This is a genomic window from Vibrio sp. QJM3NY_35 (assembly GCF_057785915.1).
The window spans coordinates 1,031,170-1,044,869 of sequence record NZ_CM173508.1 but is presented as its reverse complement, the minus strand read 5'-3'; the positions used below and the strand labels follow the sequence as shown (position 1 = coordinate 1,044,869).

General features: G+C 44.0%; 10 protein-coding genes. 3 read left to right on the top strand and 7 right to left on the bottom strand.

What is annotated here, in order from left to right:
* The first annotated feature begins 1 nt into the window (after nucleotide 1).
* Nucleotides 2–1,681 (top strand): BatD family protein, encoded by a 1,680-nt coding sequence (locus tag AC3CH3_RS20055; protein WP_488538224.1) that lies wholly within the window; start codon nucleotides 2–4, stop codon nucleotides 1,679–1,681.
* Nucleotides 1,682–1,785: 104 nt separating this feature from the next.
* Here AC3CH3_RS20055 and AC3CH3_RS20050 read toward each other — a convergent pair whose 3' ends face one another.
* From AC3CH3_RS20050 to AC3CH3_RS20030, 5 genes are all read right to left on the bottom strand, one after another.
* On the bottom strand, nucleotides 1,786–3,930 hold the full coding sequence (locus tag AC3CH3_RS20050) for a sensor domain-containing diguanylate cyclase (protein ID WP_488538223.1): 2,145 nt from the start codon (nucleotides 3,928–3,930) through the stop codon (nucleotides 1,786–1,788).
* A gap of 336 nt (nucleotides 3,931–4,266) precedes the next feature.
* Complete coding sequence (gene pstB, locus AC3CH3_RS20045) at nucleotides 4,267–5,016, bottom strand: phosphate ABC transporter ATP-binding protein PstB (RefSeq protein WP_004732036.1); 750 nt, start codon at nucleotides 5,014–5,016, stop codon at nucleotides 4,267–4,269.
* Between the two features lie 89 nt (nucleotides 5,017–5,105).
* Nucleotides 5,106–5,969 carry a phosphate ABC transporter permease PstA gene (gene pstA / locus AC3CH3_RS20040; protein WP_488538222.1) on the bottom strand — a complete coding sequence of 288 codons (864 nt, stop codon included), beginning with the start codon at nucleotides 5,967–5,969 and terminating at the stop codon, nucleotides 5,106–5,108.
* Nucleotides 5,970–5,984: 15 nt separating this feature from the next.
* Nucleotides 5,985–6,914: a phosphate ABC transporter permease subunit PstC gene (pstC, locus tag AC3CH3_RS20035; protein ID WP_019822958.1), complete on the bottom strand. Its 930-nt coding sequence runs from the start codon at nucleotides 6,912–6,914 to the stop codon at nucleotides 5,985–5,987.
* Nucleotides 6,915–7,025: 111 nt separating this feature from the next.
* Complete coding sequence (locus AC3CH3_RS20030) at nucleotides 7,026–7,847, bottom strand: phosphate ABC transporter substrate-binding protein (RefSeq protein WP_488538221.1); 822 nt, start codon at nucleotides 7,845–7,847, stop codon at nucleotides 7,026–7,028.
* Nucleotides 7,848–8,329: 482 nt separating this feature from the next.
* Here AC3CH3_RS20030 and AC3CH3_RS20025 point away from each other — a divergent pair, with 482 nt between their 5' ends.
* Nucleotides 8,330–9,973, top strand: coding sequence for a methyl-accepting chemotaxis protein (locus AC3CH3_RS20025; protein WP_488538220.1), 1,644 nt, complete (start codon nucleotides 8,330–8,332; stop codon nucleotides 9,971–9,973).
* 125 nt (nucleotides 9,974–10,098) lie between these two features.
* Here AC3CH3_RS20025 and AC3CH3_RS20020 read toward each other — a convergent pair whose 3' ends face one another.
* Both AC3CH3_RS20020 and AC3CH3_RS20015 read right to left on the bottom strand, forming a co-directional pair.
* On the bottom strand, nucleotides 10,099–10,986 hold the full coding sequence (locus tag AC3CH3_RS20020; RefSeq protein WP_488538219.1) for a lipase secretion chaperone: 888 nt from the start codon (nucleotides 10,984–10,986) through the stop codon (nucleotides 10,099–10,101).
* Nucleotides 10,987–11,024: 38 nt separating this feature from the next.
* Complete coding sequence (locus AC3CH3_RS20015) at nucleotides 11,025–11,966, bottom strand: lipase family alpha/beta hydrolase (protein ID WP_010431550.1); 942 nt, start codon at nucleotides 11,964–11,966, stop codon at nucleotides 11,025–11,027.
* 482 nt (nucleotides 11,967–12,448) lie between these two features.
* Here AC3CH3_RS20015 and AC3CH3_RS20010 point away from each other — a divergent pair, with 482 nt between their 5' ends.
* Nucleotides 12,449–13,696, top strand: a complete 1,248-nt coding sequence (locus AC3CH3_RS20010) for an SGNH/GDSL hydrolase family protein (RefSeq protein ID WP_488539078.1) — start codon at nucleotides 12,449–12,451, stop codon at nucleotides 13,694–13,696.
* The last annotated feature ends 4 nt before the right edge of the window (nucleotides 13,697–13,700 follow it).

The window sequence follows — 13,700 nt, the reverse complement described above, 5'->3', positions numbered from 1 at the left end:
CATGCGATTTCTAAACAAGCCATTTTTATCCGTACTCCTAACATTGTTGTTGGGAGCTTTCTCGTCCTTCTCAGTATTGGCTGCAAACGCCGTGGCGAGTGTTTCACATAACAGTGTCACCAAAGATGAAGTGTTCCTTCTTAGAGTCGCAACCGATGAAAAGGTCTCCTCTGATGCTCTAGATCTAACAGCGCTCCAACAGGATTTCTATGTCGGCACACCAAGCTTTGGCACGTCGATGCGAATCGTCAATGGTAGCCGTTCGGTGTCAAGTGAATGGAACATCAGCCTTGCACCTCTTCGTTTGGGCAAGGTTCAGATTCCTAGCTTCGATATTGAAGGCGCGAAAACTAAGCCAATCACCATCAATGTTGCCGTTAATGAAGCTGCACCCACTCAACATGATATGGCTGAGTTCCAGCTTAATCTGAGTAAAGACTCGCTATATCCACAAGAAGTCGCTGAACTTGATGTAAAACTCATCATTAAAGCTGACCCAAGAAGGCTGCAAGATCCTAAAATAGCGCCACCGAGCTCACAGGGCTTAGACGTGGAACCTATTGGTGAATCAAAGCAATTTCAAGATGTCCTTAATGGACAAGAAGTGACGGTCGTTCAACAGTCTTTCCGCATCTCGTCACAAAAGGCCGGACAGTTTAAGCTGAACGGACCGAAGCTGACTGGAGCTGTTGTCTATTCGACCAACAACTCAAGCACAACACGATTGTTTCAACTCGACACTCCCGTTGAAACCCTAGATGTAACCGTCAAAGAGGTGCCAAAAGGCTACCAAGGTGAGTGGTTACCAACATCGAACTTCAAGTTGATTCAAAAATGGTCTGATAGCCAAGGTAACGAGCTAACCAGTAACAATGGTTTAGAAAGCGACAAGCAAACCATTGAAATGGAAGCGGGTGATTCGTTAACTCGTACCATTACTATGACGGCTAGCAACCTAACCCAGCACCAACTGCCGAAGCTGAATATCACCTACCCTAAATCGGTTCGTGTATATGAAGAAAAGCCGCAATTTGGCACAACGCAGTCAGGCGATGCTGTGGTGGTTTACAAGCAGGTATTGATCCCGAAAGAAGCTGGAAATATCTCGCTTCCGAAGGTCTCTCAAGCTTGGTTCAACACCGATTCACAATCGAAGCAAACCAGTAAAGCATTTGGACTAGAGTTAGCGGTAAAAGCAAGTGACCGTGCGACGTCTAGCACACCACCAGTTACAGCACCACCAGCTCAACAAGTGAACCCAACGGTTGTGACTGTTGATAACCCAGGATTCTGGCCTTATCTCACCGCTCTGTTTGCTGTTTTATGGTTGGTTAGCTCAGCAATGGCTTTCTACTTCTGGTCACGCCGTGGTGTAACGACAAAACCAACACACACTGTTGAACGTCAATCAGATACAGCAGAAGCGCTTATTGAAGCTCTTAAAACGAAAGATGGTGTGAAGACCAGAACCTTGTTTGAGCAATGGAAAGCTGAAAACCCAGACTTGAGTGATGAGACGTTAGCAGCCGTTGAAGCCGAGCTAAGTAAGCTAAACCAAAGCCTTTATGGTGAAGCTAGCTCGACAAACCCGTCATGGGATCCTTCTGAGGCAATCAAAGCAGTTAAAAAGCCAAAGCGAGTCTCTAGCAAAACGCGTAAAAGCTCACTAGAAACGCTTTAATTAATTAGAAAAGTCTAATTTGGTAGAAAAAAAGAAGCCGTGATGACCACCTTGTGAGCATCACGGCTTTGTTCGTTTTTACGATAAGAAGAAATAATACCGAACTAGGAAATTGAAACTGCGACCTTTTTTCGTTTCAAGGCTGAGACGATTCTATTTCGCCCCGAGTCCTTGGCTTGATACAGGGCTTTATCTGCCTTGCCGTAAAGCAGGTCAAAATCAAATTGGTGCTGGTCAGAAGTTATCGATGCATATCCAACCGATGCAGTTAAGTATGGGCTAGTGCTACTTTCGCAGTGTAGGATCTTCGCCTCTTCAATACATTTTCTAATCGACTCGGCACGCTGCTTCGTTTCAGAGTGATGAGTGCCGATCATCAACAACATAAACTCTTCTCCGCCAATACGACAGAAGGTTTCCTTATCACTATGAACATGAGCATTAAGTATCTTGCCGATGGTGCGCAGAGCTGCGTCCCCTTCAGTATGACCATAGACGCTGTTGTACAAACCAAAATGATCCAAGTCGACGAGGATCAACCCAAATGTAATTTCATGCTGAGTAGCAAAGGTACCTTGATCGTCGCAGTTCAAATCTTCTAAGACTTGCGACAACATACGACGATTTCCAAGGCGTGTCAGAGGGTCTAGTTTAGAAATGATATCCAGTTGCTCATTGGCTAGTTCTAGCTCTTGGGTGCGCTTACTAACTTCCTGCTCCAGAGTTTCATTGAGCTTCTTCAACTCCTCTTGAGCCATGGTTCTTTGCAGCACCTCAGCAAGGCTTGAAGCAAAGATACGGATTACTTCACGAAGCTGTGAGGTTAATGGGCTACGAGTTAACAAGTTATCAGCAGCGATAAACGCAATCGGCTCACCCGTGTTTGTAGTGAGCATGGTCATTGCCGTCCAACCGACGCCAACAATATTAAAATCGTGATAAATAGGGACTGATTCTTCAAACGCAACTTGGTTAGGACAAGCACGAGCGGCGGCTACAATGTCACGCTCCACCAACTCTGAGCGATAATAAGATTCATCGACAATGTCGCCTTTTATGTCAGTGCCCCACGTGCCTTGCATGTAACTGCAATTTTTATCTGTTAGAAAAACGGCCAGTCGGTCGATGCCTAAATGCTGAATCGCAAAGCTCACCGCCGATTTACACACTTCACTGACGCTATCGCAGCGAGACAACTCCACCATGCTTGAGTGCAACATACGGATGTTCTGTTCTTGCCGTTTGCGGATGTAGATTTGAGAAAGCAGAGAACCAAAGGATTCAAGCATCTGCTTTTGGTAATTGGTAATTGGTGAACGGTGAATGTAGTTATCCATTGCAATCCAACCGACGGGTTTATCACCTTCACGTAAGATCAACATTCCATTCCAGCCCTGCCCTACTACTTTTCCTTCGGTGTAGAGAGGTGCCTGTTCGATAATAACCAAGTTGGTGTGATTGTCTGACAACGCTTCAATGTATTCCGCTTCGAGTTGATGCAAGTCGTACTGGGTATGATGTTCGCTGTTGGTTTTACCGGCCTCATCAGTACCATAAGTGCCGCTAAAACAGCGCTTTTTCATATCGAGTAACATGAAGATCGCACGGTCAAAGCCTAGGCGATCGCGTACGGCTTCTACTGATGCTTTATAGAGTGCATCTAAAGTTTCGGGATTAGAAAGCTCTAACGCCACCTGATGAACCAACTTCATATTCTCTACAAACAGTTCACGAAGCTTAATCTCATCAAGATATTGAGCTTCACGTGTGTCTCTGTGCTTGATCTCCAGTGCCGCGTTCTTCTCAGCACGAATACACTGCCAGCGAGCGGCTGCAAGTTGAAGAACATCTAGATCTTGGTCGAAGGTTTGATTGATCTTTTCGGCATCGCAATTTTGAACAATTAAATAAGTTCTAAAGGCAGGCGCATTGTCGAGCATCATGATGAACGACTCCCCACCGAGCACTTTTATGTGATCCCAGTTACAAGTATTAATTGCCATAGGTAAAACACCGTCTGCGGTATCAAACTGTGAAACCCAAGGCCAAAATGTAGAGGGGTAATTCTCAAGAGGGGTTAATTCACCGTAACAAAACAACGGCAACGAATCGCTTTCCGGTATCGGCTCAGCAAATATCCCAACCCCTTTAGGATCAAGCACCTTAGCCAAGTAGTCGAAAAGAGACTCTGCCAACAAACGGTGATCGCGCGTAGCAGATATTTGTTTTGCAAAGGCTTTAACAGGCACAGCTTCCGTCCATTGGTTATTGAGAATACAGCAAAAATACAGAAGCCTTGATATGCAATCAATGTAACTAAAAATGAGATGTTAAGCGGGTCGCAATTTCACTTTTTACATTATCACAAGCATGAGAAGGACTACAAAAATGGGATTTCCTGCCCAAAATTTCATCGACATTGGGACTTTTTTAAATGCATAAAAAAGCCCCACCTAAAGTGGGGCAAAACTTCCATCGCTTATAGTTATAGTGATAATTCTGTCGATCTATTCGATTATCTAACCTGCGTATCAGTTAGCGTGCTGGTTTTGCTAAAAGGCCAAACACAGCACTTGAATAATCAATTAACCAAAGTCACCGTTTACGTAACCTTTAGTACGATCATCTTTTGGCTCACTGAAGATAACGCTAGTTTCGTTATGCTCTACAAGCTCTCCCATTAGGAAGAAAGCAGTACGGTCTGAAATACGACGTGCTTGCTGCATTGAGTGCGTTACGATAACGATAGTGAAGTCTTTCTTCAGATCTTCCATCAATTCTTCAATCTTGTGCGTCGCGATTGGGTCAAGAGCCGATGTCGGTTCATCCATCAGGATTACATCCGGTTCCATTGCAATGGTGCGAGCGATACATAGACGTTGTTGCTGACCACCAGACAAGCCAAATGCGTGTGCTTTAAGACGATCTTTTACTTCGTCCCAAAGTGCCGCACTGCGCAGTGAGCTTTCTACTACTTCATCAATGTGCTTCTTGTCTTTGATACCTTGAGCACGTAAGCCGTAAGCCACGTTCTCGTAGATGCTCATTGGGAATGGGTTTGGCTTTTGGAATACCATGCCTACGCGGATACGCAGGTCAGCCACATCAATATTGCCGTAGATGTTTGTGCCATCCATATCCAGCTTTCCTTTGATAGTAACGCCTTCAATTAGGTCATTCATGCGGTTCAAACAACGTAGTAGCGTTGACTTACCACAACCAGATGGGCCAATCAGTGCTGTAACCTGACGAGTTGGAATTGGCAGGTTGATAGATTTAAGCGCTTGGTTGTCGCCGTAAAACAGATCTAGGTTCTCAATATCAAATTTGTTCATTTTCGTAATCTCTAAGTTCTTAAATTCGTGTCTAGCTTGATGCTTTCTTTATCACGGGGCTCTCTTTATTGATGAGCCAGCTAATGGGCTTAGTAAGTTGCCGTGTTGAAGCGTCTCGCAATCAGTTTTGTAACCATGTTGATCAAGAGAACCAGTACGATTAGGACTGTCGCCGTGCCGTAGGCTTGGTTCCACTCATCGATAGTAAATAGCTCTGTTGTCAGCTTATATAGGTGAACCGTTAGTGTACGGCCAGAATCGAATACCGACTCAGGAACACGTGCCACCATACCTGCTGTTAAAAATACAGGTGCTGATTCGCCAATTACACGACCAATACTAAGAATGACCGAAGTTAAGATACCTGGCATTGCGCTTGGTAAGATCAAACGCCAGATAGTGTAGATTTTTGAAGCGCCAAGGCCATATGAGCCTTCACGGTAAGTTTGTGGCACTGCCATCAATGCTTCTTCTGTAGTACGAATGATTACAGGAAGAATCAGGATACTTAGCGTTAGTGCACCCGACAGAATCGAGAAGCCAAGACCAAGAATCGAAACAAAGAAGGTCATACCGAACAGACCAAAGATGATCGATGGAATACCAGCTAGCGACTCAGTACAGAATCGAATCACTTTCACCAATCGGCTACCTACTTTCGCATATTCAGTTAGGTATATCGCCGTCATGATGCCTAGTGGCGCGGCTACCGCAATCGATGCAATTACCATGTAGATCGTGGCAATGATCATTGGGAAAATACCACGTTCTTGACCAGTACGAGTGTAATCGTCAGTGATGAAGTTCCAATCTACGTATTGCAGACCGTTCGATAGGATGTACCAAATAATCCAGAATAAGAAACCAACGGTTACAGCTGCAGCTGCCCAGATAAAACCTTTTAGGATGTTATCTTTGGTTTGACGTGCTTGTTTTAGTTTTACGCGATCCATATTACTTATCCTCGCCTACTTCGCTTTTTCACGGTTAAGATAAAGTAGAGCACCATTTAACATCATGATGAACACTAGAAGTACAACACCTGTTGCGTACAGTGCGTTAGCGTGAACGCCACTTGCGTAAGACATTTCAATTGCAATGTTTGCTGTTAGCGTACGTGCAGAGTCCAAAATGCCTTCTGGCATTGCTGGCGCGTTACCCATAACCATGATGATAGCCATCGTTTCGCCAAGTGCGCGACCGATACCCAAAATCACACCAGTCATAATGCCTGAACGTGCAGCAGGAACGAGTAGCTTAAAAATCGTGTAGATTTTCGAAGCACCCAGTGCAAGTGAACCTTCTTTGTATGTACGAGGTACAGCACGAATCGAAGTTTCAGAAACCGTTATAACGGTAGGAAGAATCATGATACCCAGAACAATGATACCCGCCAGGATAGTGTTACCTGCTGGTACTTGGAAAATGTTCTGAATCATTGGAACGATAATTACTAGACCGAAGAAGCCGTAAACTACCGACGGGATACCCGCTAGAAGCTCAACTGCTGGACGAATAATATCTGCAAGACGCTTGGGAGCAATCTCAGCAATAAAAATAGCGGTTAATACACCTACCGGTACACCAACAACTACAGCTCCAAGTGTCGAAACAATCGATGCAACAATCATAGTTGCAACACCGAATAGAGCTGGAGGTAACCAGTCAACACCCAGAACGATGCCAGAAACACCGGCCTCTTGGAATGCAGGGATACTCTCTGCAACGATAAAGTAAGCGATAACGGCTAGTGATACGATGCCGATTACAGCACTCGATAAGAACAAGCCGTGGAAGATTCTTTCTCTCCAGTCGATGCGCTTCTTAGCACGTAGACTTGGCTTGTTGATTTGAGTCGCTTCAGTATTCATAAGCTTTTCACTATTTGCGATGGTCATATATAAAATCTCAAACTTTGTGGCTCAATAAGAGCTCGAAATAAACAAAGTTGAAAGAAAAGGCTCAGCCTAAAGCAGGCTGAGCAATAATTAAGATTGAGTCAGTTAAGATTAGTTAACTGTGATGTAGCCTTTCTTACCAGCGATAGCTTGAGCTTCATCTGCAACCATCCAATCTAGGAATTGTTGAGTTTCAGCTGTTGGAGCGCCGGCTTTGTAAAGAACTAGGAATGGACGAGCAACTTTGTAAGAACCGTTCTTAACGTTGTCAACAGTCGCAGCAGCGCCGTCGATAGTTAGAGCTTGAACAGATTCGTCAACTGTACCTAGAGAGATAAAGCCGATAGCGTATGGGTTGCTTGCTACAGAAACTTTAAGTGCGCCGTTACCGTTTGCAACTTGTGCACGTTGAGAGATAGCCGATACTTTCTTATCGCCAATCTTCTTCTTAAGCTTCATGATGTCTTCGAATGCGCCACGTGTACCAGATGCAGTATCACGAGTGATTGCTACGATTGGCTTGTCAGCACCGCCAACATCTTTCCAGTTAGTGATGTCGCCTTTGTAGATTGAAGTGATTTGCTCAGCAGTAAGAGCAGATACTTCGTTGTTCGGGTTAACAACAACTGCGATACCGTCACGAGCGATAACTAGCTCTTTCAGGTCAGATGTTTTCTCTTCTTCTTTTAGGTCACGAGAAGAGATACCAAGGTCAGCACTTCCATTTTTTGCTGCTTTGATGCCTGCAGAAGAACCCGGTGCTTGAATTTCGATGAACACTGGTTCGCCTTTATTCATGTAGGTTTCTGCAAAAACTTCAACCAGTGGAGAAGCACTGTTAGAGCCAACTACAGAGATAGTTTCTTTAGCTGAAGCTGTATTCACTGTTAGAGCGCCTAGTAGTGCGATTGCACCGATAACTGTCTTTTTCATCACAAATTTCCTTTAGTGGCGTTATTGCCGTAATGTTGTTTTGCTTGAACGAGGCCTACTTTAGAATCCGAATGTGACAGTTGTGTTTCACTTAATTGAAGCCTATATGACAACTACAAATTAATGGCTAATTTCTCTCCTACTCGACTAATTGATAGTCGCGCGCCCATCAGATGCAGTTATTGAATGCAGGTCTCACCATCGTTTTAGCTCCAAAAAACTAGATTCCCTCTCTATTTATATCCAACACTAACCAATATATTTCTCTATTTATCAATCAAGTGGCCCTAAGACGATGGATAAAAAGATGCACCTTTATCGCCATTTCGAACAATAAACAACCATCCATATCAAATACCTATCGCATATAACGAAATCAAAGCCTTTATTGATTGAATTGTCAGTCTCATTAGTTAGAATCGCCAATTAATTCTAATAATAATAATTCTCATCTATTTATTTTATTCAAAAAAGGACATTACATGCGCCAACTTCTCAGTGGCTTATCAATCAAAATACAAATTCTTATACCCGTACTATTTTCCGTCGTTTTACTTTTAGCCGGTGTCATTATCGGTGGTGAAAAGCTAGAAAGTGCATTCAAAGATGTGTCAGTAGCAACCGACCAATTAATCATACATAAAGAAGAACTCAGCGAAATCGTCGACAACAGCTATGGCATGCGTATCAAAGCGATTTACAGTCTATTCAATGCTGATGACGTAAAAACACTGGTTGAAACACTAAACCAAAAACGTGATCAGAATACTCGCCTACTGAATTCATTAAACACAGTGCCAGGCATGCAAGATGAAGTAGCGGCGATGAACAAAGCGATGAATCACTATGTCGACTTTTCTCGCACCACCATGCTTCCTCTATTAAGAGCGAAACACGGCGATACATCACTCTCTTCAGATTTTGAAAACCGCTACCAGATCGCAATCGACCAATACCGACACGCGGGTAATGACATGGTGCAAGCGATCAACACGCTTTCTAAAAAGTTGAATCTGCTTGCGACTCAAGAAGTCGACATCAATGGTCAGCAACACACCAGCACACTCGATACCGCAACCATTGCGCTTCTAGTGATCCTATCTGTAGCTCTAATTATCAGTTGGACGCTGGCTGGCATCATTGTTAAGCCGATCAGCAATATTCAAGCAACCATGCGCGAAGTGGCAAAAGGTAACTTGTTAGTTAAAGCAGAAGAGTATGGCGACAACGAAATCTCACGCCTAGCGCAAGACGTAAACCAGTCAGTTGAACAGCTGCGTGACACGGTAAGCTCGCTGTCTCGAATCAGTATCGAAGTGGCTTCTGCGTCGACAGAGTTGGCGGCTGTGATGACTCAATCAAGTGCTAACTCAGACCAAGAGAAGCAAGAAGTAGAACAAGTTGCTTCTGCTGTAAACCAATTAGAAAGCACGGCAGCACACGTTAATGAGAACGCAGTACAAGCCGACTCAGCGTCTAAGCAAGCTGACGAAATGGCGACACACAGCATGAGCTTGTTTAATGAAAGCAACAAAGCTAACGAACAGATGGCGATTCAGCTAAGCGAAGCTGCAAATGTTGTGGGCACGCTAAAAGAGCACTCTGAACAGATTGGTAAAGTGATTGAGGTGATTCAAAGTATCTCTGAACAAACTAACCTGCTTGCGCTTAACGCAGCAATCGAAGCCGCTCGTGCAGGTGAAAGCGGTCGTGGTTTTGCAGTGGTTGCTGATGAAGTTCGAATGCTAGCGGCACGTACACAAGATTCAACCAAAGAGATCCAAATCATCATTGAAGGTTTGCAGGTTCAATCCGGTAACGCGAATGAAAGCATGAGTAGCTCACTGACTATGCTGGAACACAACCAAACTCTTGCTGGTGAAGTAAGCGCGGCGCTTTCAGGCATTGCTAACTCGGTAACGGACATGACTGAGATTAACACTCAGGTTGCCTCTGCCGCCGAAGAGCAAAGCCAAGTAACCTCAGACATCAACCGTAATATCTCAAATATCTACAGCCTAGTAAGCCAAAACGTAACCGGCATTACTCAAGCTGCAGCAGCAAGCCACGAGCTATCTAACTTAGCCGAGCAGCAAAAGCAGCAGTTGGATTACTTTAAGGTGTAGAGCTCAAGGTATAAAAACTTAAGATGTAAGTGCTTACTTAGCTGTATAAATTGCAGTAACTATCCTAAATGTTATGAAGCCAACTATTGAGCCATCAGTAGTTGGCCTTTTGTATTCACCAGACTCTATTCACCGAGCTCAGCAGCTCTGATCCTTTCAATCGCTTCTACCCTTCTAAGCTGTTCTGGTAGGAAATGTTCAGTCCGAAGTTGCGCAATCGCCTCTTGTTGCTCGGTTTCTGATAGGAATGAATCTTTCAAAACATCATTTCGTTCTGCGAAGTAGACCTCTAAAGAGTCTTCAAAGGCCGCTCTTTGTTTATCAAGAGCTTCGAGTCTTTGGGTTGCTTCTTCACCAACAAGTTCGCTTCTCTTTAAATATTTATCCTGCTCATCAAGACCTTCAGAGCTAGAGAGCTGTTGAAGTAACACCTGATTCTGGTGACTCGACTGAACATAATCAGGTTGCTCAGATAGATAGGATTCGAGTCTTTGTTGGTATTCTTCATCCTCTAATCCCTCCTGTTTCAGAAGTAACTTTTCTAAGGCAATTGCTCTCATTCTATTGTCGTGCGTAAACAGAATACTTATCTCGCTCTCACTGAAAAACTGAGCTTGAAGGTCAAGGAGCGCTTGATTGAGCAAACGCAAATCTTCTGCTGAGATCGTATCGAATTGAACATCTATAGATGTCAACGCTGATTTGTATTCAAGATATTTGGTAAACAGTGCCTCATCGACAATGACTGTTGGTGATTGTTCGTGGTGCCTTGCGACATTGTCACGAATATCTTCAAGGGTTAATTCTGTATTGCCTGACACGAAATATTCCATCATGTCTTTGGCTGATGCGTTATCGATGTCGGTATCTTGTTGAGAGGCGACCTTTAATGAAGAAGCGCTTCGTTTTTCGTCATTATGTAAATCTGGGTCTTCCTTTTTTAGATATAAAAAGACCGCCGCTGTGCTCATCAGGGCTATCGTGGTTATCGACAAAATGGCGGTCTTTTTCATTATGTGTTCCTTAAGGTCTTAATAAATGGGTAGGCAACCTAAAGGCCAGCCAGCTTCAATCGATTGGCGTGTTGACGATAGAGCGTGACAGGGTCGGTCTCAAAGAGATGGTGAATCCCCAGCAAACCATTAATTTCGTCTAGGTGATTCATTTTATAATCGTCGCCAATCACTTTGCCTAAGTGCGCGCTGCATGCCCCCACTAGTCCGTCATTCGGTTCATTGAAGGCTAAGCCAAGGATTGTCATCGCTCCGTCGGTAGGATCAAGAAGGTTGGTAAAAGTGGATGACCCTGTCCATGAATAGTAATAAACACCGTTATTGGCTTGCCATTCACCATCACCGCACTCAGACGTCGGAACGCCTTCAGGGTAAAACTGATTGAATGCAAGTGAGCCTTCCGTCGTTAAAGCTTCAAGAGATGCGAGACCGTCTTGGTCAAGATCCGTTCCACCAGATAACAGGTTAATGAGCGTAGTTAATCCACCAGCCAACTTAACCGCGATACCTTCTGCGGGAGAACCTTCTGACACGCTTCCACGCACGAGATCGGCAACTTTAGATCCTTTATGGACGCCACCAATACTTGTCACAGAGGCAACCAGATCAGGACGAACTGATGCGACATAACGCGCTGTCGGTCCCCCGTGGCTGTGACCGACAAGGTTCACCTTACTTGCCCCTGTCGCGGCTAACAGTGTCTCAACTTGAGCCAACAACTGCTCGCCACGGACTTCAGAGCTGTTGGTCGCTGATACTTGCGCTACATAGACGCTCGCACCATCTTTGGTTAGAGATTCAGGTACGCCATAGAAGTAATCCACACCCGCTAATGTATCGAAGCCAAACAGACCATGTACCAACATAATGGGATATTTCGTTTCTGTGTATCCACTGGCTTCTAATGCCGATGCGCTTGTGCCTGCGTAGGCTCCAAAACTGGATAGACAGGCGATCGTCCAAATTAATATCTTTTTCAATGCTCTTTCCTTAAACAGATTAGACCTCTGATGAGTAAAAGAACCGTAGTTGATGATTTTATAAAACAGAAAGTAACGACTTGATATTTGTGATGGCGAACTTGAATTAAACAGGTGCGATGAACATCAGACGACCAGAATCGTGATAAAACTAAAACCATAAGCAATTGATTAAATTAATATTTAGTTAATCTTAATGAGATTGCTCATTCAATATCCCGACTCAAATATCAATTCCAAATTCTCAATAAACCAAAGTTTTTTCAACAAATAACCGTTTGGAAACAGGTATTTTTCAACCATAAACTCGTTGAAAACTTGATACTTATGCCATTAACGACACACCATAACCCTGAATGTATTGACGTTAATTATTGATTTTAGATATAGGTCGTACCAGTTATTTACTTATCCAGTTATCAGCAAGAAACAAACAACAACGTTTTTGTTTGGCTCATCTAAATATAAAAGAGAATACAGTGATGAAAAATACGGCTTTAATACTCACGTTAGCCCTGCCTTTTGGCGCTTATGCCGCTGAAGACTCAATACCAACACCAGAATCGATTACATCTGCACAAGTACTCAGTACACAAGGCTCAGAGACCTATTCATATGTAAGATGTTGGTATCGAACCGATGCCTCTCATGACTCCCCAGCCACCGACTGGAAGTGGGCAAAGAAAGAGAATGGTGATTACTACACGATAAACGGATATTGGTGGTCTTCTGTTTCTTTCAAAAACATGTTTTACAGTGATGCGCCTCAATCTGAAATCAAACAGCGTTGCGAACAGACGCTCGACATCCAACATGACGCCGCTGACATCACCTACTTTGCCGCAGATAATCGCTTCTCTTACAATCACTCGATCTGGACCAACGATAACGCTGTTCAAGCCAATGCCATCAATCGCATTGTCACCTTTGGTGATAGCCTCTCTGATACTGGGAACCTATTTAATGGATCTCAATGGGTTTTTCCGAACGCTGATTCGTGGTTTTTAGGGCACTTTTCGAATGGTTTAGTTTGGACGGAGTACTTAGCAAAAGCGAAAGATGTCCCTCTGTATAACTGGGCAGTGGGCGGCGCAGCAGGTACCAACCAATACGTGGCATTGATTGGTGTTTATGATCAAGTCACCTCTTATCTAACCTACATGAAAGTTGCCAAAAACTATCGCCCGGAAAACTCACTATTTACTTTAGAGTTTGGCCTCAATGACTTTATGAATTACGACCGAGAAGTCGCCGATGTCAAAGCCGATTTCAGTAGCGCTCTGATTCGATTAACGGAATCTGGTGCGAATAATATACTGCTGTTCACATTGCCCGATGCGACTAAGGCGCCGCAGTTCAAATACTCCACCGAACAAGAGATCATTAAAGTTCGCGGAAAGATCTTAGAGTTTAACCAGTTCATCAAAGCACAGGCCGAGTATTACCAAGGCTTGGGGAAAAACGTGGTACTTTTTGATGCGAGTGCACTGTTTGCTAGCATTACCGAGAATCCAGAGCAACATGGCTTTAGAAACGCGAGTGACGCCTGTCTTGATATCAATAGAAGCTCAGCTTCAGACTATTTGCGAAGCCACAGCTTGACTAATGATTGCGCGACCTATGGCTCAGACAGTTATGTATTCTGGGGCGTGACACACCCAACTACGGCTACTCACAAATACATCGCAGATCATATCTTGGCGTACTCGTTCTCGACGTTTAATTTCTAGCTAG